The organism is Pseudomonas sp. G3-39 (assembly GCF_054790485.1).
In genome coordinates, this window is sequence record NZ_CP186497.1 from 2,825,552 (window position 1) to 2,845,196 (window position 19,645).

The window sequence follows — 19,645 nt, forward strand, 5'->3', positions numbered from 1 at the left end:
CCGCACTAAAAGGGTTGGTGCCACCAGTTCGCCGGTAGATACTTCCCGGCATTCAAGTAGTCCAGCAAGGACATTTCATGGTTATTTCACAGGGAGTCTTCTCATGACGATCGGCATTGTCGGCGGCTGGGAGAGCAAGGCAGGGGTGCTGGTTCGCAATACAGGCGCGAAGAAGGAGGTCAAGCAAAGCCTCAAGGTGCAGCAGATGCTCGCCAAGGTCGGCACCAATCCGACCGCGCTGAACACTGCCGAAATGGATAAGCAAGGCCTGCGCAAAAATATCAAGGGGTTCGATCCGGCGAATGTCTCGGTCAAGCAACTGAGCAATCTGAGTGTTTTCCTGCGTGAGCGCGGGCTGATTTCCGACATCACCTCCTTTACATTGCTCAATGCCGGCGACAAGTTCGACCGTTTCGGCGTGACCAAAGACCCTGATGCAAAATTCAATGCGCTGGAGTATTTCGCCACCCAGCTCGACGCCATTCAGAACAATGGCCTCAATGGCAATGCCTACGGCAAGAACCTGATCCCTGAATACAAAAAGGCGATCTATGTGCTGCAGAACCTGAAAACCTACGGTGAAGGCAACGCGGCGAAACCGGTGGATCAAGGCGTCAAGTCCAAGGCCTGAGCCGGTCACCCACGGCCCACCCATTGATTGGGTGGGCCGTTTTCGTTTTTAGTCCTGATACCTTTCGCCGGCCTGCTGCGCCTGATCCTGCAGGTGCTGCATGTGTGGACAGTGCAGACTCAGCGTGGAGGCCTGGTAGCCACGATGAAACAGTGCCAGCCAGCCGTCACTGTGGTCATCGGGGACAATCCCGGTGAAAGCGAAACCGGCATCGGCCAGTTTGCGCAGCGCGCTGGAAAACCCTTGGGCGAGTCTGAGTCTGATCGAAATCAGCCAGTGCGCCGGCAGTTGTCCCAATTGCTCGAGCAGGTTGTCATCGAGGGCCTTGAGCAGCAGGTCGTAGCGCCCGGATACGTGATCGAAGCGGATCTTCGGGCCTTTCCATGGCACGGTATGGTCGGTGGTACCAAACACCGCCTCCAGACGCGACATCAGCTCGCGGCAATCCTGCGGCCAGGCGAGTGCCGGCAGCGGGCGCCGATAACCGTCGATGCTGCAGTGGCCCACAACAATCGTCTCCCGCCCGGTTCCACCGAACGGCGAAGGCGCGTAATCGGGCAACAGACCACAGCTGTGAAACCCCAGGCCGGCGGCCATGCGCTGCGTATACGGGTGATGCGTGACCTGTTTGATCGTCACGCCTCGGCAATCCAGCGCCTGGGCATGAATCAGCAGTTGCTGACCCAACTGGGTGGCGATGTTTTGCCCGCGAGTGTCCGGGTGCACCACGGTCAGTGCCAGCTCCGCCAGTGCGGTTCGGCCAGATTGGCGAAACAACGTGGCATGCCCGCAGATATGCTCGTTTACCACCGCCACCAGCGAGTGCCAGCGACCGACACTGTGGTTCTGGCTGATCATCCAGGGCAGATACACGTGGGGTTGAGGATAATGAACGCCGTAGATTTCTTCGAACAGGCGGCTTACTGCCGGCGCATCGGCGACGCGATAGCGGCGGATGATTGTCGTGTCCATCACGCTTGCCCCTGCTGCGGATGCTCGTAAACCCGTCGATCCACGACCCGCTGATGTTTGCCGGAGCGTGGATGACAGGTCAGTTCATCGTTCGCACAGGCGATCACGTCCAGCTCCAGCAATTGATCGAACTGCAGCTTCTCGATCAACGGGTATTGGTCGATCAGCGCACGGTGCAGGGTTGAGCTTGCCTGGCTGATGTCAGCCGTTCGCTTGCAGGGTACCCACTTGAGGCTCAGCAGATCTTTGCTTGCTCGCTGTTCGATGAGCAGTTGCCAGTCATCGCTGGCGGCGATCTTGCGCACCAGCTCGCCGATATCACCGGTATCCAGACTCAACACGCTCACCCGCACGCGCTGGCTGTTCATGCTGCGGCCCATCAGGGCGAACTTGCGCATCGGCGTCCCCGCCGGTTCACGCCAGCAGGCGAGGTCGCCGACCGGATAGCGGATCACCGGCATCAGGCGCCGGGTGAGATTGGTCAGGACCAGCCTGCCGTTACGGTTGCACTCTTCGATGACGGCACCGCTCACCTCATCGATGATCTCCAGCACGCTGTGCCGCTCCAGCATCCGGTGTTCGCCCAGGCTGCAATCGCGGGTGCTGACGCCGATCAGTCCGGCATCGACACTGGCGTAGCCGATAGAGGCAATGCGTGCGTTCGGGAACACCCGCTGGAGCGTTTGCAGCTGGGCGGCGAACAGGCTCTCGCCGCCGTAGAGCAGGGTTTCGACGCCCTCCAGGATCCGTGACTGGCGCTCAAGCCAGGCGGCGAATTTGAGCATTTGCGCCGGCAGACCGGCCAACACATTGATCCGGTACGCAACGATCGACTCGGCCAGTACGGCGCTGTCGACGGCCCCGGTGAAGGGAAATTCGCTGACGGGAGTCTGGACATGTGCCAGCGCGTCGTGAAGAAAAATGAAGCTGGCATACAGGTCGCCGACGAAGAACAGATTGGCGACCCGGTCGCCGGGGTTCAGTTGCGCCGTGAGGTGGCTGCCGAAATCGCGCACCAGGGTTTGCCATTCTGCGCGGGCAAACAGCGAGAGTTTTCCTGAGCCGGTGGTGCCCCCGGTCTTGAAGACCATCCCGTCTTCCAGCGGGCCTGACAACACTGGCCATTGGTGCGGATGCTGACTGTCACGCCAGTATTGTTCAGGGTCGATCAGGGGCAGTTCAGTCAAAGCGCTGATGGGTGCCGCGACATCTTTGAAGTGTTCGCGGCAATAGGCCGAATGTTGGCGGGTGTAACCGAGCAAATTGTTCAATTCAACGATCGTGTTCATGATTTTTTCTTGTATGAAGTGGCGATGGGCCGCGTGCAGATAGCTGCTGTCAGCGGCGCGTATCAATCAGTAGGGGAGTCTTGCCGCTGTGCCGGTTTCGGGCGAACTGCTCGACGGCACATTGCTCGACGTCCAGCGTGAGCAAACCGGTCTGCACCAGCGTGGTCAGCGTCGAATAATTCTGCAGCTGTCGATGGGCCTCGGCCGGTTCCAGAGGGCAGCGCAGGCGCATGCGTTCCAGGCCGTCAGGGCCGTGATCGAGGGTCAGTTGAAACGGCATCTGAAGGTGCTGCTCCAGGATCGCCAGCGAAATGAAATCGGTGCCGATGCGCAGCAGGTTGCCGTGGCGTTGCAGCAGTTCGAAGCGCGGCGAAGTCAGACCGCAGGCACACGGGCCGGGTAACCAGCGTCCGCTGTCGCCAATGTCATAGCGCTGCACGGACTGACCCTGACGCTCGCGGGAGGTCACCAGCAGACGACCGGATTCGCCGTCACCGACCGGCACGTCATGCTCGAAATCGACAATTTCCAGGTGCTGGATATCGCTCATCAGATGGAAAACGCCATCTGCCGTGGCCCGGCAGGCATGGCCCAGGGGGCCGGCATCGACGCTGCCGTAAATCGCCGAGCGGATCAGGCTGACGCCGCAACTTTGCAAGAGCTCGCGGGTTTGCTCACTCAGGTGTTCGCCACCGAGAAAGACCTTGGCGACGCCACCATAGCGCCGCAGTATTTGTTGTTCGTTGATAAACAACCGGTGCAGGGTGCCGGGCATGCCGATCAGCACGGTGATCCGTTGAGCCTCGATCATCTGCGCGATCTCGTGGTAATCGTCGTCCGCCGGGGCGCCCATCGGCCAGTGTCGGGCCTGCAGTTGTTCCAGTACTTTGGCAAAACTGGAAAAGCCGCCGTACAGTCCGCCGCTGAAAAACAGGTTCATGACCCTGTCCTGCGCCGGGTCCAGTCCGGCTGCGAGCAAGCCATCGGCGGCCGCCTGCATCTGGCGCTGGAAGTCGTGGTAACTGAAGCCGGAAAGCACGGGTGCGCCACTGCTGCCGCCGGAGCGAAAGAACAGCTGCGCCGCTGAAGTCGGCGGCTGGCGGACGAATTGTGCCTTGTCCATGATTGGCAGCCCGGTCAGTGGTGGTGGGGCTGGCGGCTGGTCGAGCGTGGAGTGGCGGGTCAGCACGTTCGCCGGCAGACTGACCGACACGCGTCGACTCAGGCGCTGCAGCGCATAAACACCGTCGTGGGGTTCGCCGTCGTAGCCATCGTGAATAGTCTCGATCGGGGTAATGCGCGTCACACCGGCGGCAATCAGCGTTTGTGCCAGTTCGGCGATCTGCGCCTCGGGGCACAGCAAGGCGCAGCTCTGCAGCACGTTGCGCCAGGGCAGCAACGTGGCGCTGAGCCGCTCGCGGGGCAGGGGTTTGAGCAACAGGCTGCGAAACAGCGCAGAAGGTTCGAGCTGGCGATCATGACTCCAGATCACCCGCCAGCCCGACGCACTCCAGACCCGACCGGTCTGCCCGGCAAAACTTTGGGCCAGCCGGGCCATCGCCGTGCAGGTGGTGATTTGCGAAGCCTCTTCAAGCGTCGGCGCAAGGGCCGGCCATTGTCCGGCACGGCGTTCGAACGCGGCGGCCAGTTGCTCCCCGATATCGTTCAGTACGCTCGCGTCGTCGCTGTCCACCAGCAACCACTGCGGGCTGGAGCAGGCTTGTTGATCGAGGCGGCAGACTTCATCGACAATCGCATCGAGGACGGCGGGCGATGCCGCGTCCGGGGTCAGGTAGGCGAAGCTGATGCGGTGCCCCCAGTCGATCCAGCGACAGCCTGGCGGGATCTGCTGGCGGATGGCTTGCAGCGCGGTTTCGCCACCCCACGCCGCGACACCGTTGGCGTGCTTGCACAACTGACCGATCTGTTCGGTGCGGGTCGGCAGCACCGCCACGTAACCATTGAGTTGTCCGCTTGTATCACAGGCAACCAACGCCTGAAGCAGGCGCGCGGTGAAGCCAGCGTCACTGCTGCTGGGACGCAGCCAGTTGACGTTGCCGCTCAGCAGACTCTCGATCACCGCACAGAACGCCAGCAGCGGCGCGTTGGCTGGAGTGATATGCACCACCAGGCCCAGCGGACTCCAGCGCTCGAAGCGTGACTGTCGATAGTCGATGCGACGCAGCGAATCGGGGCGCAAGCCCAACTCACGATCCAGCTTGGCTTGCAGTGCGGCAGGCTGGCAGAAATCGATGAGTGCCTCGCGCTGACCGGGAGCCAGTGGCAGTTCCGTTTCTTCTTGTTGCAGACGTTCGGCGAAGGCCTTGGCAGTGGCGAGTAGCGTGCTGGTTTGCAGTGGAATCTGCAGCCTTCGTGGCAACTCCCGCTGAAGTTGGTGCAAGGCGCTGTCGAGGCTGCACTCGGTGTGCAACTGACCGTTGATCAAGTACATATCAGTGCCTCCCCAGCAGTTCGGACGCGGCCATGGCACAGCTCCTCGCGGCTGTGGTACCGGCGCGGCCGTGCAACTGGAACCAGTCGCTGGCCAGACCGCAGGCACAAGTGGTGCCGGGATGCAGCGTGGCCAGATCGCTCATGACCACGGCATGGGCCGGGCTTGAGGAAATGTAGGGCGAGACCAGATTCAGCAGGCCGCGCTGGCCATAGGGCAAGACCGAAAAATCCACCGGACAGCGTATGTACACTTTCGCGTAGACCGGTACGTGAAAGTGATGGTGGGCGCATTCGACGTAAGGCACCGCGTGTTCGACGGCGCCGTAACCGTCGCGACAGTCTTGGGTCGCGATGCCCAGTTGTTGCTGGATCCGTGCATATAAGGCTTGTCTGGGGACTTCTTCGGCGGCGCGGGTTTTCCAGCCGCCGCCGAAAAATGCCAATGATCCGGCCGGCAGTTGCAGGTCCGCCACGCCGGTGGCGCGCATGCGTTGCAGGGTTTCCCAGAGAAAGGCGGGGAAGCCGAAGATGCGCACCGGCAGACCTTCTTCGGCAAAGGCCTGCAAGGCGCTGATCACGCCGAACAGATCAAACTGGTGGCCGTCACAATTGCGACGCAGGGCGTAAACCACCCGATGGGCGGGAGCAAAACCGCACAGGAATTGATCGGTGAAGGATGTGCCCAAGGTGTTTTTCTGCTCCGGCTCATAGCCGAGCAACAGGTAGTTGCACGGGGCATGCGGGGCAATCCAGCCATATTGGGCGAAAATCCGTTCGACCATGTACTGCGCGGCGCCGAGGCTGCGCGCGTCGTAGCGCATGCGGCTCTTCTGCCCGCTGGTGCCGGAGGAAGTCAGTTCCAGGGCGTCTTCGCCCGTCGGACTGAGCAGCATCTGTTGCTTGAAGAAACTGGCGAAAATCGGTGGCAATTGCGACCAGTCGTCGAGCTCGTCCAGGTCATCGACAGCGATTGCATGGGCGTTCAACCAGTGGCCATAACCGGGCGTATGGTGAGCGTGAAACCGGGTGATTTCGCTCATGGCCAGATTGAACAGCCCTTTGGGGACGGCCTCCTGGCAATAGGGCTGCGGCAATGCGCAAAGCGCATCGCTGTGGGGGAACAGAGTCATCGAATATCCTTATTGATGTGTGGTGGGCGCGGCGGGTGCCGCAGAAGGCGGTAGAGCAGGGGCAGGCACAGCAGGCCGCCGAGGCCGGCGAGCAGGGAAAAGGATTGCAGGTTCGAGCCACCGCCAATGATGGCGATGAGCGAGCCGCCGCTGCCCATCACGGCAATCGACAGCATGCCGATCATGGCCGAGACCAGCCCCTTGCCCGCATCGCTGGAGAACAGCGCGAGGCGGTACAGCGCGGCGTTGCTCATACCAAGCCCCAGTGCATACACGGCCAGTGCGCAAACGGCCAATGGCAGCGCAGCCGAACTCAGGGCAGCAGCGATCAGCCCCAGCAGTCCGAGGCAAAACGGCCACAGAGCCAGACCGATCACCTGGGCGAGCGTGTGCCCGACGAGCAATCGATCCAGTAGTAAATTACCGAGGATCACCGCCGCAAACACCGGGATTTGCCACAGGCCATATTCCAGCGCAGACAGCTCCAGGCGTTGCATGAGCAGCACCGGCGCCAGTCCGATCCAGGCAATCAGCGGCAGGCTCATCAGGCCCAGTGTCAGACTGGCGCCGATGAATCGTCGGTTGCGCAGCAGCGCGAGGTAACCCAGGCCGATCTGCCTGAGCGAAAACGCCACTGGAGCCTGTCGCTGGCCGTCACGGCGCACGACGTCGATCGTTTCCGGCATCCAGACAAACAGAGCGAGCCAGACAACCACACTCGTTGCCGCCAGCCCCAGAAACATCTGTCGCCAGCTCAGCCATTCCAGCAGCAGGCTGCCGAGTAAAGGGCCGAGCAGCGGCGACAGCAGCGCCAAGTTGCCCAGTAATGCCATGAGGCGCACGGCATCGGCCTCGCAGAACACTTCCTGCAGGGTCGGGTAGCTGACGGCGACCACAAAGCCCAGGCCCATGCCCTGGATCAGGCGCAACGCATTAAAGGCTTCAATGCGCTGCGTTATGACTGCGGCGATGCACGCCAGGCCGAACAGCGCACAACCGAACAACAGCAAGCGACGCCGGCCGTAACGGTCGGAAAGGGGGCCGATCAGCCATTGCAGGCACACGCCACCAATCAGATACAGGTTGAAGGCGTTGGCTACATGCCGGGTATCGGCGTTGAACTCGCCGGTCACCGTCAACATGGCCGGCATGATCATGTCGCTGGCCATATAGGTGAGCAGTTCAAAAGCGGTAATGGCCAGGCAGAATCCGATAATCTGCACGGGCGCCATTACGATCAAGGTTCTCTGCATAAACATCCCTGTTTCAGTAAGCGAGAAAAGTTCGCAGAGACTAGAGGCAGAGTTGTCGCGGCAGCCAATCCTTTGCTGCGACATGAAATTTCAAATACTTACAGCGTATTTACTGACCCCCGCAGGCTGATCGAAAAGGCATTGGCTAGGCACTGGCGCGCCAACAAAAATGCCCGCTGGCGGGCGGGCATGGTTGGCATTGAAAAGGCTGGTGAGGTATCCCGACCGGTATTTCAGGCGCACCGGCGGGCGAACGATCCTGTTCTATCGATGGTAATAACCGGGGCCTTCCTGATAACGATGGTGGCCATCATGCCAACCGCCGTGGGGGAAAATGATGCAGCCGCTCAAGGTCAGTACGGCAAGGAGTGGAATCAGCCAGGTGATTCGACGGAACATTTCAAAGGTCCTCATGGTTACGCCGGCATGAAGCCAAAACTCTTCATCGGCTGTAACATGAGACCGCGTTCGGCCGGGCCCATCCCCGCAACACGGTATGTGCATGGCATGCAACCGGATACAAACCGGATACATTTGAAAGTTTCAGGAACCCGCAATGACCCAGAAGCAACGTTTGAAATACTCGATCCTGATCGCCCTGTCGGTGCTGGCGATCATGCTCGGCCTGTCCTGGCTGCAAAATGCCGGAATGATCAGTCAGAAGATGTTCCAGTACATCGCCATGGGTGTGGCGGTGGTCGTGGTGGTGATCAACGGGGTGATGCGCCGCAAGGTCAAGCCCTGACGGCGATCGCGGGACGCTTCAATCGTGATTGAGCACGGCAGCAGCCTGTGGATGCAGGCTGTAACTCTTGTCCGGGTTGAAAGTGACCACACCTTCGGCGCATAGACGCTTCAACACTTCGCGCACGCTGAGAAAGGACAACGGAATATCCAGGTCCAGCAGTTGACTGTGCACGCCGCGCACGCCCAGGCGTCGATCGCTTTGTGCGGCGACCAGCAGGGCGTCGATGACTTTCAGACGAATCAGACTGGTGCGCAGGCCGAAGCTTTTCAGCAACAGACGAATACGCTCATTGCCCTGACGCTCGGGGCTGGGGGCGAAGCTGCTCGCGCGGGAACTCATGGAAGCTCCTTGTGACGCCTGGCTACCGTCCATTGGTAGTTGCGAGTTGTACATGGGGTTACTCCTTTTCAGAGCCCGATCAGGAAACGTTTTGACTGCTCTCAGTAAACAAGACGTTTCAGCACGACAAATCATGAAAGGAAATATGTAGAAATTTTGTCGGTTATTCGTTGTTTTCCCGTAATCAGTGAATTTCACCTTCCTCAATCGGGCTAAATTTTTTTTCTCGCATTCGTTTCCTGAACAGCCGTCTTGCGCCCAGGCGCATGAATCAATTTCAGAGTGGATCCGGCGCAAGCGCCGATCCTTGTCTTGTCGTTCAGGAGCGAGTGTGATTATTTCCCGACAGTTAACCGGACTGGCCCTCGCCGGTGCGTTTCTCGGACTCAGTCTGTCTGCCCATGCGTTCAGTCCCGCTGCACAAGCCAGTGCCGATATCCGCCGCACCTCCTTTGGTGTGCCGCACATCCGCGCGGAAAATGAACGCGGACTGGGTTTCGGCATCGGTTACGCCTACGCGCAGGACAACCTGTGCCTGCTGGCCAACGAGATCGTCACGGTCAATGGCCAGCGCTCGCGTTATTTCGGGCCGGAGCAGTTCACCGTCGAACAACGCGAGAATCGCGTCAGCGACCTGTTCTTCACCTGGCTCAACACTCCCGCAGCGGTGAAAACCTTCTGGGACGCGCAACCGGCGCAGGTGCACGACCTGGTGGAAGGTTATGCCGCGGGCTATAACCGTTATCTCGCCGAACGCCGCCAGCAGGGTCTGCCGCAACAGTGCCAGGGTGAGTGGGTGCGTGATATCCGCGCCGAAGATCTGGTCAAACTCACTCGGCGCCTGTTGGTCGAGGGCGGTGTCGGGCAGTTCGCCGAAGCCCTGGCTGGCGCGACGCCGCCGCAGGCCACGGCGCAGCTCGGCAGCGATGCCCGGGCCTATCAGTTGGCGGACGCGCGCCTGCAGCGCTTCGCTCTGGATCGCGGCAGCAATGCCGTGGCGGTCGGCAGCGAACGCTCGTTCAACGGACGCGGCATGCTGCTGGCCAACCCGCATTTTCCATGGGTTGGCGGCATGCGCTTTTACCAGATGCACCTGACCATTCCGGGCAAACTCGACGTCATGGGCGCAGCCTTGCCGGGGTTGCCGATGATCAACATCGGTTTCAACCAGCACCTGGCCTGGACCCACACGGTGGATTCATCCAAACATTTCACCCTGTATCGTCTGCAACTCGACCCGAAAGACCCGACCCGCTACCTGCTCGACGGCAAGTCGCTGCCGTTGAACAAGCAGACGGTCACTGTGCAGGTCAAACAGGCGGACGGTCAGGTGGTGCCGGTCTCGCGCGATGTCTACAGCTCGCAGTTCGGCCCGATCGTGCAATGGCCGGGCAAACTCGACTGGGATCATCAGTACGCCTACAGCCTGCGCGACGCCAACCTCGACAATGATCGCGTGCTGACGCAGTGGTACGCGATGAACCAGGCGTCGAGCCTCAAGGCTCTGCAGGATTCGGTGCACAAGCTTCAGGGCATCCCCTGGGTCAACACCCTGGCCGTGGATGACAAAGGGCAGACGCTGTACATGAACCTGTCGGTGGTGCCGAACGTCAGCGCCGACAAACTGGCCAAGTGCAGCGACCCGCGTATTGGCTTGCAGATGATCGTGCTCGACGGTTCCAACAGCGCTTGCGCCTGGGATATCGATCCGCAAGCTGCGCAGAAGGGTACCTATGCCGCCAGCCAGCTGCCGCAACTGTTGCGCAAGGACTTCGTCCAGCATTCCAACGATTCGGCGTGGCTGGCGAACCCGGCACAACCGCTGACCGGGTTCTCGCCGCTGATCAGTCAGGACGGCCAGCCGCTGGGCCTGCGATCAAGATTTGCGCTGGAGCGCCTGAACACACTCGGCAAAAAAGGGCCGCTGGCGGTGAAGGATCTGCAACAGATGGTGATGGACGACAACGTCTATCTGGCGACTCAGGTGCTGCCCGATCTGCTGAAGTTCTGCGCTGCGGATCTGGGTGCGGACGCGGCCGCGTTGAAGCTGGTTTGCGCCAGTCTCAAGGGTTGGGATGGCCGGGCGAATCTGGATTCGGGCATTGGTCTGGTGCATTTCCAGAACATCATGCAGGCGCTGCAAGCGTCGCCGGATGTCTGGCGTGTGCCGTTCGATCCAAAAGACCCGCAACACACGCCACGCGGGTTGGCGATCGAGCAACCGGCGGTGAGCAAGGCACTGCGTGAAGCGCTGCTGGCGTCGGCTGCCACTGCGCAGAAAATGGGTCTCAAACCTGAAACCCGCTGGGGCGATATTCAGGTGGCGAGCAGCGGCGCTCAACAAACCGCAATTCACGGCGGGCCGGGAACGCTGGGGATCTACAACGCGATCCAGAGCGTGCCGCGTGAAGACGGCAAACTCGAAGTGGTCAGCGGCACCAGCTACCTGCAAGTGGTGACCTTCGACGACAAAGGCCCGCACGCTCAAGGGTTGCTGGCGTTCTCGCTGTCCAGTGACCCTGAGTCGAAATACTCCCGGGATCAGACCGAGGCGTTTTCGAAAAAGCAGTGGAGTGTGTTGCCGTTCACTGAGCAGCAGATCGCTGCCGATCCGCAGTATCAGGTGCAAACGGTTCGCGAGGTGGCGGGCAAGGGCACCGAGGTGGTTGCGCAGTAAGTCAGGCTGAACGAAAAAGCCGCTGCTCCTTGACAGGAACAGCGGCTTTTTTGTTGCCCTGAGTTAACCGTGGCAGGTGGTGCCCGGTTTCAGGTTTTTGGTGGCTGCCGCGGCATCGAGTTGATCACCGGATCACCCTCGGTATTGCGCGTAAGGTAGACCGGCAACACCTTGGGCAGGGTGTTGACGAGGCCGCCGAGCTCTTTGATGTTGTAGACGCCGCCGACACGGATTGCGCCGGTACTGGCGTCGGCCAGTTTCAGCGGTTTGCTCAGGTAGCGATTGATCAGCGGCAAGGCTTCGTTGAGTGCCAGGTTGTCGAGTACCAGTTTGCCGCTGCGCCAGGCCAGGGCGTTATCGTTGGCGTAGGTCTGGCTGATCTGTGGCGTGTAGTCGCCATGCCGGTACTGCGCCTGCATGGCCGGTCCAAGGCGCAGGCCGTCGCCGGGCAGGGCGGCGTTGCTGGTTACCAGCACCGAGCCTTCGATCAGGTTGACCCGCACCTGATCTTCGTAGAGCCAGACATTGAAGCGGGTGCCGGTCACGCGGATCTTGCCTTCGCCAGCCCTGACCACGAACGGGTGGGAGAGGTCATGGCTGACTTCGAAAAACGCTTCACCCTTTTTCAGGGTGACCCGCCGCTCGTCCTTGTAATTGCTGAAGGTCAACTCAGTATTGAGGTTGAGCTCGACCTGACTGCCATCCTTCAAGGTGACCTGATGGACATTGTCGGTGGCTGCGAAATGCTGATAGCTGTTGGGCAACCAGCCCAGATTCCAGCCACCGTACGCCGCCAGTGGCAAGGCCAGGGCGCAGACGCTCGCGGCAATTGCGTAGCGCCGCCAGGCGGGCAGTGGTTTATTCAGCGGCACACTCGGCGGCGTCTGCGGACGTGGCAAGTGTTCGGCAACGTCCCAGATCTCCAGCATCGCTTCGTATTCGAATGCATGCAGCGGATGCGCATCGCGCCATTGCTCGAAAGCCAGACGCTCCTCGGCGGAGCAGTCTACGGCGTGCAGACGCATGCACCAGTGCGCGGCGGCATCGGTGATCGCATCGTATTCGGCTTCCGAGAGGGATTCTTGGGTCATTGACTCGTCCTGATTTGCTGCATTCTAACCTTGCGAGCCGGGTGCCGAGAACATCCGTCATGGCAATTGCCCATCAAAGTGGAACTTATTTTTCCGTGTGACGCCAAAATTCAGGACGTCTGACGTACATCATCCACAAATGGAGTGAAAAAATGATCAAAAAAACCTTAGCCGCTGCAATCGCCACCGCCGCTTTGTTCAGCGCCGGTGCCGCCATGGCTGATCGTCCCGGTGCGGGCTGGGTCACCATTGAAAAGGCTATCGAGATCGTGAAAACCAAGGCCGGTTACGTCGAAGTCTATGAAATCGAGGCCGACAATGACGGCTACTGGAAAGGCGAGGGGCGCAAGGCCGACGGTTCGGTATATGAGTTCCGCATCGATGGCGCCTCGGGCAATGTATTGCGTGACCAGAAAGACTGAGTTCACCCAGCGATAAACCATGCGCAGGCCAACCGCCTGCGCATTTTTTTTACCTCAGTTGAGCCCTCCGTGAGGTTGGGTTACCGGATCCAGCTGGCGGCCCATTTCGCAAATCAGGAAGGCGATCGAATCGGCATTACGCAATATGGTGTCGATGCGTGGATGCGGGTTGGTCGGGCTGAGAAACGCCGTTCGCGCGTCCTCGAGATTCCTCGTCCCCGTGGTCTTGAGAACTTCCCTGCGCACATGTTCCATGCCCTCAAACTCGTCGATATCGAGCCACTCCTGAAGGTTGTCGCTCCAGCGCGAAAACAGCTCTTCACGGCGCGTGGACAGTGACAGTGCTTCGCGCTGAAATCGTGTCTGTACCTGTTTGCGGGCAGCTCCATAACCGGTCACCGTAGCAATCAGATCAGCAAACGGGCGCCGCGCTTCCAGGGAGGCAATGTCGACGGTCTTGCTGAACTGATGGGAAAACTCGTGGATCAGCGTCGCTGCCCGTGCATGCCCGTCAACATTGAACGGTTCGGTCAGGCCTGTGTTGTACCAATCCAGCCCTTGATTGAAGAACTTTTCGGTGAAATGGACTTTCTTGAGTAAATCGCCACCCAGTACAAAGGCTATTACACCCGAGCTGCTGTGTCTGTTCGAGCCGACCACAAAGCGACTGGTGTTCAACAGGTCTTCTGTTGGATCGACCAAGGCATCACAGATCGGCACGATGGCCTGCTTCAGCTTGTCGAGAATGTCGGCATCAATCCGTTGCACGTCAAAAAAAGACTTGAGAAAAGTATCGAGGCGGGTGCCCGGCACATAGTTTCTCAGCTGCGCAAGATTGTGCAGGCTGTTGAACGCGTAATGCCTGGCCAGATCAATTGCCTCGATCAACATGCGGGCTTTTTCCGGATGGCGGGCGCGGATTTCTTCCATGCCTTGCGCTTCGATATTCAGCATGTACCGCGCCTGGCGATGGGTGGCGTAATGGTTGAACATCGTCGACATGGCCTTGCCGAAATGCACGGTATGGCGATCCGGGTCCAGCACCAGTTGCCGGGAAGCGGTGTGTTGCAATACCGGGCCTGGCTGCTCGGCGCCCTTGATCTGCCAGACGGCTCCCGGCCGCTCCACGGGATAGACTTTGCCGGCGATAGGGGCGTAAGTCGCTTTGGTTGTCAGATCCTGATACGTGCCCTCGGCAGCATCGTGAGTCAGATCCTTCAGGGCGATAGGCGGAGCTTCGAATGTCTGCAGCGAGGTGCGCAGCGGATCGGTCGGCTTTGTCTGCGCAAGGACGGGGGCGCTCAGCGTGGTTGGCTGCGGTGGTTGCGGCGCTGCCACGGCTTGAGATTCCAGACGTGACTCCAGCGCCAGTCGCCCGAGACTGATCATCTGCGCTGCGCCGGCGACAAAGGTTTCCAGCGCACGTTTCCAGTGGTGATCCTGCAACGCTTCGGCCGACCCCATGAAGTCCTTGTAGCTTTGCCAGAGAAACTGCACATAGGCGAGTTTACCCGGCAGCAGGCCCCGGATCTGCTGGATGCCGGAACTGAACAGGTGCTTCGCGGCGTCCCAATCCGCCTGCGCCGATGGCAGCGAATGGCTGCTCAGCAAGTGCGGCAACAAGGCCAGATTGTCGTCGAACAACTGCAGCAGCAAGTTGCCGTTGATCGGGGTGGTGGCCAGGGTCATCTCGCTCGTCTGGCCGCTGCTCGCCTTGAACAACGCGCTGAAGATCGAACGCTGACCTTCCGGCAAGCGGCGCAGCAGCAGGTCCTGCAGTGAGCCCGGCGTATTCAGCGCGGCGATCACTGCCGCCTCGTCCTCGAACTCACTGAATGCGTGTTCTCCATGGTAGGGCGCATAAAGCACCTGAGGGCCGGGTTTTTCCGCAGGGCCGATCAAGTACAGCCCCAGCGCCTTGATCGCGGATGCCTCGGCGGTCTTGATCAGCGCCAACGGCCGGACAATCGCATCGGCCCCTTGCACGGTCGCACGAGCGACGGCATCGGGCATGTCGAGCACCTGTGTAATCAAGTCGAAGGCTTTTGTCGACAAGCGTTGTTGCAGTTGTAACTGATGGGCATGTTGCAGCAGTTGCCAGGGTAGTTGCTGGATGAAACGCAGCTTGCGTTGTTCGGCGTCGACGTCATTCGCGGACAACACCGTGGTGATCTTATTGGCAAATGTTGTCGCAACGTTCAAGGACAACAGCAGGCTTCTGACCGCTTGCTGGTCGAGTCCCGTCGGTAGCTCCCGGTCGGTGCTCGAGCTGAGGGTGAATGCAGTGTCCTGGGCAATATGCGCATGGTTCAAGGCGAAATCGGTCAGGCTCATCGCGGACCCGATCAGGGGTAGCGCCGGGGTGACGGTGATCTGTTCGGGGTCGAGATCCTGCCTGTGCAAGCGGGTGCTCAGCAGCGTTTCAAGCGTCTGCCTGATGTAATCACGCAAGGTTGGCAGCGCATGGAGATAATCCTCGTCGTCGATGACGCTGTGCCGCCACTGTTCCAGCAGTTCCAGGTGCAACTGCTGATCTTCAAGCCTGGCCATCCCCAGCCAGGCAGGCAGTGAATGCTGCTTGCCGAGTGCCATCGCCAGAGCGGTGGCGCGTTGCAGGTTGGTCTCAACGACTTGCTCACTCAACGTCTTGAGGATCTGATGTTCCCGTGGCTTTGGCCAATGGCGGCCCCGTACCTGTTCACAGCGCTGGAGAAAGTGTTCGATCGCTGATTCGGTGCGATCCTGCAGGACATTGCCGCTGATCAGCTGTAACCGTCCCAGCGTGTAGCGTTGATGGAACCTCTGGTGCTGTGGTGAAAGGTTTTCCAGCAGCACCAGGCGTTTTTGCGGATCCAGCAGCCGCTGGCTCAAAACCTGTCTGGCGTGCTCGATCGAGCGGAAGACTTCCAGGCCCAGAGCCGGGGTCCACAAGATCGCGCGTCCGGAGTGCTGCGTATCGAGGCCACCGCGTTCCGTGAGCAGGACGCAGTTGGCCAGCGGCAGCACTTCGCTCTCACCGGCGACCTGTAACGTCAATGACCAGGCATCCGGCCGAATCCCGTTGAGTGCCTTGCGGCGGCTGCGATCCGGGTGATCCGGATTGAACACGGTGTCGACCAGGGTTTGTGCATGACGGCTTAGCGTTCCGTCCAGGACTCTCAACCGTGCTTCGCCATTGATGCCGACAGACAGGGCGTGCGCCAGCTTCGCTGCGATACCTTGCAGGTAGGTACGCTGCAGCGCTGTGACGGTCAACGGCTGGGCGGCGAAGTCTGCGGCGATGGTTGGCATGATGCTGGCGAACTTGCGCACTTCGGCTGCGGCGGTGTCCGCCAGCACCCTTGAAGGCAATGGGTTGCCGGTGAGCATCGGCCGGGTGCTCCAGCGCCCGCGAGCATCCAGGGTGACAAGGCGCTCGTGGAGCATCGAGCGGATGTCCAGGGCCTTATCGAACAGTGCGCGGATATCCACGACGCCGTCGCTGTGCCGGGACAACTGCAAGGCATAGTCGATGTTCTGTCGTTGCTTGGTGATGATCAATTCGAGCAGTACGCTGAACACGTCTCCGGCGATCGATTTGCCGGAAACCTGCGGCCGGTCGAAACCGAGGAAGCGCTGGCGCTCGTCGAGACTCAGCAGACCATAGAGTTCGTCTTCGTGCCCGGGGCTGGCGAACTTGCCGAGCAGCATGGATTTTAGATCTGCGTAGTCCTTGAGCACCTGCAAGCCGTGCGTCGGGGTATACAGGCAGCTTTCGGAATGGCCGATCATCAGCGCGCCGGCCAGCTCCACGAAGTTTGCCTGGTGCTCCCATAACCGCACGGTTTCCACGGCCGCGCGAGGTGCCAGACTTTCACTGAAACCCAGCGACGTCAGCAGGCTGTCGAATTGGCGCTGATCGATGATGCCAGCCTCGCGTTTGAGCAAAAAGTCCGCCAGCGCCTGCTGCCGAATGATCTGCGCCAATACGTCGCGCCGCGAGGCCCCGTCAGCACTGGGCCCATTCCAGTAGCGCTCCATTTGCTGGTACAGCAACACCAGCAGTTTGCCTGATGCCGTGGTGACGGCTGTCTCCCAGTGTTGCTGATCACTGGCCTGGAAAGTCCGGTCGGGGTGCGAAAACTCATGGGTCTGGCCAACCGGCCATCCGGTGTGGCGATAGTGCAACAGCAGCGCATCGCCAAGCGACAGCGCTTCAAGCCCATGCCGCGAAGCGAGGTCGGTCGATGCCGGGCCGGTGGCAGTCGTGGTCGCGTACAGGTTCACGCGCGTGCGTGTCTGATCGACGCCGCGCATCGTTGGCGTCAGCAGTGCGTCGACTATGGTCTGGAGCAGACTGCCAAGTTCGGGCAGTTGCATCAATTCATCAAGCATCGCTTGCGTGTTGAGCTGCTGGCAATGCTCGATGACGGCGCGTTGATCTTCGAAGATATCGCCTTCGACGAGCTGGTAGGTCACGCTGATGCCGTGCTGTTCTGCCAGTCGTTTGCGTTGGGAAAAGGCGAGGAACGCCAGCAGTCGGTCGTCCTCGCTGGCGCTGTTCAGCTGCTGTTCCAGGTGCGCGGTCAGGGCGGTGAGGCTGGCATGTTTTTTCAGCCCGGCGAAAGGTGTGTACAACAGGATCCCGTGATCATCCGGGGTGGCACTGAGTATGAAACTGCCGGCTAGAGGCACCGCTGGCGCACCAGCGGTATTGAGCAGGATGCGCTGGGCAAGCATGGGCGGGGTCTGCTGACTGCGCAGTGCGTGGGTCGCCAGTTGCACGTGACTCAGCCATTGAAAGTCAGCAGTCGACAAGTGATGGAGATTGCCGAGTTCGCGCCACGATCCGGGGGAGTTGAGGATGGGCTGGAACAGCAGGGGAGGAATGGGAGCAGGCATCATCGGGTCTCGTTCAGGGCACCGTCCGGTGCACCGGTAAATTGAGACACGAGACTAAAGACCGGATCGATTACAGAGGTGGTACATAGTTACCGCACCAGCGGCAGCGCAATGTGCTAGCCGCGACAAGCCGGCACCACAACGGTTGACAGCACCCGTACCGGGCGTGGTTAATCGCTGGGCAAGCTGTTCGTACGCTGTTGTTCCCTCCAATAATTAGTCTGGAGCTTCAGATGTCTGCGCCACACGATTCCGTGTCTTCCCCCGTTGCGTCCACACTCTCGCTCGAAGCGCTGACGCAATTGCTTGAAAAGGTTTTCCTGCGCCACGGTACGTCGGCGTCCGTCGCCCGCACTCTGGCTGCCAACTGCGCCGGTGCCGAACGCGACGGTGCGCACAGTCATGGCGTGTTCCGTATCCCCGGATATGTTTCGACCCTCAATAGCGGTTGGGTCAATGGACAGGCTGTGCCGCAAGTCGAGGACGTAGCCTCGGGTTTCGTGCGAGTCGATGCCGGCAACGGTTTCGCCCAGCCGGCGCTGGCCGCTGCTCGTTCGTTGCTGGTGGAGAAGGCGCGCAATGCCGGGATCGCGGTGTTGGCGATTCGCAACTCGCATCACTTTGCGGCGCTGTGGCCGGACGTCGAGCCGTTTGCCGAAGAAGGGCTGGTGGCGCTCAGCGTGGTCAACAGCATGACCTGCGTGGTGCCGCATGGCGCCGATCGGCCGCTGTTCGGCACCAACCCGATTGCCTTTGCCGCGCCGCGGGCCGGTGGTGCGCCGATTGTCTTCGATCTGGCGACCAGCGCCATTGCTCACGGTGATGTGCAGATCGCGGCGCGCAAGGGCGAACGTCTGCCCGCCGGAATGGGCGTGGACGGTCTCGGTCAGGCGACGCAGGATCCGAAGGCCATTCTTGAGGGCGGCGCACTGTTGCCATTCGGCGGCCATAAAGGTTCGGCATTGTCGATGATGGTCGAGTTGCTGGCGGCGGCGTTGACGGGTGGCAATTTTTCCTTCGAGTTCGACTGGACGAACCATCCCGGGGCCAAGACCCCGTGGACCGGGCAGTTGCTGATCCTCATCGACCCAAGCAAATCCGCCGGGCAAAGTTTTGCCGAGCGCAGCGAAGAACTGGTGCGGCAGATGCATGGGGTGGGGTTGAAGCGCTTGCCGGGTGATCGTCGGCATTTGCAGCGCGCGCGGTCGCTGGCCGAGGGGATTGTGCTGGAGGAGCAGACGCTGGCGCAGTTGCGCGAATTGGCCGGGGAATAATTGTCAGATAACCCATGTGGCGAGGGAGCAAGCTCCCTCGCCACAGGTTTTTTGTCAGACGTCGATCAACGACGACCGAGCAACAAGCCCACCACCAGACCGAAACCGGCGGAAATCGCTACGGTCTGCCATGGATGGCCGCCAATGTAGCTCTCGGTGGCCTCGACCGCCGGTTTGGTGCGCTCACGCACGCTCGAAACAGAATCCAGCGCCTGTTGCAGTTTCAGGGCGATTTGTCCGCGCAGGGTCTCGGCTTCTTCGCCCACCAGTGAGGCGCTGCTCTTGAGCAGTTTGTCGGACTCTTCGATCAACGCCTGAAGTTCGCTGAATGCCTGATCCTTGATTTGGTCTTCGACGGCTTGCACGCGGGATTTGCGGGCCATTGGGTGACTCCTTGCAGATGGATGAACAGTGATCAATGGAGTGTGGCGCTGACTGAAAAGTTGCACTGATTTTAGGTGCGAAAGAAAAACCTGCGCGGGAG

The 19,645-nt window shown here is 60.4% G+C and carries 15 protein-coding genes; 5 read left to right on the top strand and 10 right to left on the bottom strand.

The genetic code is table 11. The features are described 5' to 3' along the window. Window positions 1-103: 103 nt before the first annotated feature. Entirely contained in the window at window positions 104-631 is a 528-nt protein-coding gene (locus tag ACOYXG_RS12485; protein ID WP_027612032.1) for a hypothetical protein, read from the top strand. Window positions 632-679: 48 nt separating this feature from the next. Here the strand turns inward: ACOYXG_RS12485 and ACOYXG_RS12490 are convergent, their stop codons facing one another. The 6 genes from ACOYXG_RS12490 to ACOYXG_RS12515 form a co-directional block, all read right to left on the bottom strand. Continuing rightward, entirely contained in the window at window positions 680-1,603 is a 924-nt protein-coding gene (locus ACOYXG_RS12490; protein WP_115989866.1) for a GNAT family N-acetyltransferase, read from the bottom strand. Then, a complete protein-coding gene (locus ACOYXG_RS12495) occupies window positions 1,603-2,892 on the bottom strand; it encodes a phenylacetate--CoA ligase family protein (protein ID WP_460358094.1) in 1,290 nt (429 codons plus the stop codon). The genes ACOYXG_RS12490 and ACOYXG_RS12495 overlap by 1 nt, the downstream gene beginning before the upstream one ends. 49 nt (window positions 2,893-2,941) lie before the next feature. After that, on the bottom strand, window positions 2,942-5,344 hold the full coding sequence (locus tag ACOYXG_RS12500) for an aldehyde dehydrogenase family protein (RefSeq protein WP_460358097.1): 2,403 nt from the start codon (window positions 5,342-5,344) through the stop codon (window positions 2,942-2,944). A gap of 1 nt (window position 5,345) precedes the next feature. Beyond that, window positions 5,346-6,476 carry a LuxE/PaaK family acyltransferase gene (locus ACOYXG_RS12505; protein WP_460358100.1) on the bottom strand — a complete coding sequence of 377 codons (1,131 nt, stop codon included), beginning with the start codon at window positions 6,474-6,476 and terminating at the stop codon, window positions 5,346-5,348. Beyond that, a complete protein-coding gene (locus tag ACOYXG_RS12510) occupies window positions 6,473-7,729 on the bottom strand; it encodes an MFS transporter (protein ID WP_460358103.1) in 1,257 nt (418 codons plus the stop codon). The genes ACOYXG_RS12505 and ACOYXG_RS12510 overlap by 4 nt, the downstream gene beginning before the upstream one ends. 264 nt (window positions 7,730-7,993) lie before the next feature. Then, a complete protein-coding gene (locus ACOYXG_RS12515) occupies window positions 7,994-8,128 on the bottom strand; it encodes a hypothetical protein (RefSeq protein ID WP_256214187.1) in 135 nt (44 codons plus the stop codon). Window positions 8,129-8,285: 157 nt separating this feature from the next. Between ACOYXG_RS12515 and ACOYXG_RS12520 the strand changes: the two genes are divergently transcribed. Further along, a complete protein-coding gene (locus tag ACOYXG_RS12520; RefSeq protein WP_007961862.1) occupies window positions 8,286-8,474 on the top strand; it encodes a hypothetical protein in 189 nt (62 codons plus the stop codon). Between the two features lie 18 nt (window positions 8,475-8,492). On the opposite strand, the gene ACOYXG_RS12525 is transcribed toward ACOYXG_RS12520, so the two are convergent. Further along, window positions 8,493-8,870 (bottom strand): fe2+ zn2+ uptake regulation protein, encoded by a 378-nt coding sequence (locus tag ACOYXG_RS12525; protein WP_027612026.1) that lies wholly within the window; start codon window positions 8,868-8,870, stop codon window positions 8,493-8,495. 277 nt (window positions 8,871-9,147) lie between these two features. Here ACOYXG_RS12525 and pvdQ point away from each other — a divergent pair, with 277 nt between their 5' ends. Beyond that, a complete protein-coding gene (gene pvdQ, locus ACOYXG_RS12530) occupies window positions 9,148-11,493 on the top strand; it encodes a bifunctional acylase PvdQ (RefSeq protein WP_460358107.1) in 2,346 nt (781 codons plus the stop codon). Between the two features lie 89 nt (window positions 11,494-11,582). Here pvdQ and ACOYXG_RS12535 read toward each other — a convergent pair whose 3' ends face one another. Further along, on the bottom strand, window positions 11,583-12,584 hold the full coding sequence (locus ACOYXG_RS12535) for a FecR family protein (protein WP_460358110.1): 1,002 nt from the start codon (window positions 12,582-12,584) through the stop codon (window positions 11,583-11,585). 152 nt (window positions 12,585-12,736) lie between these two features. Between ACOYXG_RS12535 and ACOYXG_RS12540 the strand changes: the two genes are divergently transcribed. After that, window positions 12,737-13,006, top strand: coding sequence for a PepSY domain-containing protein (locus tag ACOYXG_RS12540; protein WP_007961867.1), 270 nt, complete (start codon window positions 12,737-12,739; stop codon window positions 13,004-13,006). 54 nt (window positions 13,007-13,060) lie between these two features. On the opposite strand, the gene ACOYXG_RS12545 is transcribed toward ACOYXG_RS12540, so the two are convergent. Beyond that, the gene (locus ACOYXG_RS12545; RefSeq protein WP_460358439.1) at window positions 13,061-17,887 is read right to left on the bottom strand and encodes a hypothetical protein; all 4,827 of its coding nucleotides are present in this window, start codon (window positions 17,885-17,887) and stop codon (window positions 13,061-13,063) included. A 233-nt stretch (window positions 17,888-18,120) separates the two neighbouring features. On the opposite strand from ACOYXG_RS12545, the gene ACOYXG_RS12550 reads away from it, so the two are divergent. Beyond that, on the top strand, window positions 18,121-19,161 hold the full coding sequence (locus tag ACOYXG_RS12550) for an Ldh family oxidoreductase (protein ID WP_103368973.1): 1,041 nt from the start codon (window positions 18,121-18,123) through the stop codon (window positions 19,159-19,161). A 65-nt stretch (window positions 19,162-19,226) separates the two neighbouring features. Here the strand turns inward: ACOYXG_RS12550 and ACOYXG_RS12555 are convergent, their stop codons facing one another. Beyond that, complete coding sequence (locus ACOYXG_RS12555) at window positions 19,227-19,544, bottom strand: ElaB/YgaM/YqjD family protein (RefSeq protein ID WP_007961870.1); 318 nt, start codon at window positions 19,542-19,544, stop codon at window positions 19,227-19,229. Window positions 19,545-19,645: the final 101 nt, after the last annotated feature.

Excerpts from the sequence above, each read along its gene's own strand:
- ACOYXG_RS12485 (WP_027612032.1), top strand. The coding sequence starts at position 104 with ATGACGATCGGCATTGTCGGCGGCTGGGAGAGCAAGGCAGGGGTGCTG.
- ACOYXG_RS12490 (WP_115989866.1), bottom strand. The coding sequence starts at position 1,603 with ATGGACACGACAATCATCCGCCGCTATCGCGTCGCCGATGCGCCGGCA.
- ACOYXG_RS12495 (WP_460358094.1), bottom strand. The coding sequence starts at position 2,892 with ATGAACACGATCGTTGAATTGAACAATTTGCTCGGTTACACCCGCCAA.
- ACOYXG_RS12500 (WP_460358097.1), bottom strand. The coding sequence starts at position 5,344 with ATGTACTTGATCAACGGTCAGTTGCACACCGAGTGCAGCCTCGACAGC.
- ACOYXG_RS12505 (WP_460358100.1), bottom strand. The coding sequence starts at position 6,476 with ATGACTCTGTTCCCCCACAGCGATGCGCTTTGCGCATTGCCGCAGCCC.
- ACOYXG_RS12510 (WP_460358103.1), bottom strand. The coding sequence starts at position 7,729 with ATGCAGAGAACCTTGATCGTAATGGCGCCCGTGCAGATTATCGGATTC.
- ACOYXG_RS12515 (WP_256214187.1), bottom strand. The coding sequence starts at position 8,128 with ATGTTCCGTCGAATCACCTGGCTGATTCCACTCCTTGCCGTACTGACC.
- ACOYXG_RS12520 (WP_007961862.1), top strand. The coding sequence starts at position 8,286 with ATGACCCAGAAGCAACGTTTGAAATACTCGATCCTGATCGCCCTGTCG.
- ACOYXG_RS12525 (WP_027612026.1), bottom strand. The coding sequence starts at position 8,870 with ATGTACAACTCGCAACTACCAATGGACGGTAGCCAGGCGTCACAAGGA.
- ACOYXG_RS12535 (WP_460358110.1), bottom strand. The coding sequence starts at position 12,584 with ATGACCCAAGAATCCCTCTCGGAAGCCGAATACGATGCGATCACCGAT.
- ACOYXG_RS12540 (WP_007961867.1), top strand. The coding sequence starts at position 12,737 with ATGATCAAAAAAACCTTAGCCGCTGCAATCGCCACCGCCGCTTTGTTC.
- ACOYXG_RS12545 (WP_460358439.1), bottom strand. The coding sequence starts at position 17,887 with ATGCCTGCTCCCATTCCTCCCCTGCTGTTCCAGCCCATCCTCAACTCC.
- ACOYXG_RS12550 (WP_103368973.1), top strand. The coding sequence starts at position 18,121 with ATGTCTGCGCCACACGATTCCGTGTCTTCCCCCGTTGCGTCCACACTC.
- ACOYXG_RS12555 (WP_007961870.1), bottom strand. The coding sequence starts at position 19,544 with ATGGCCCGCAAATCCCGCGTGCAAGCCGTCGAAGACCAAATCAAGGAT.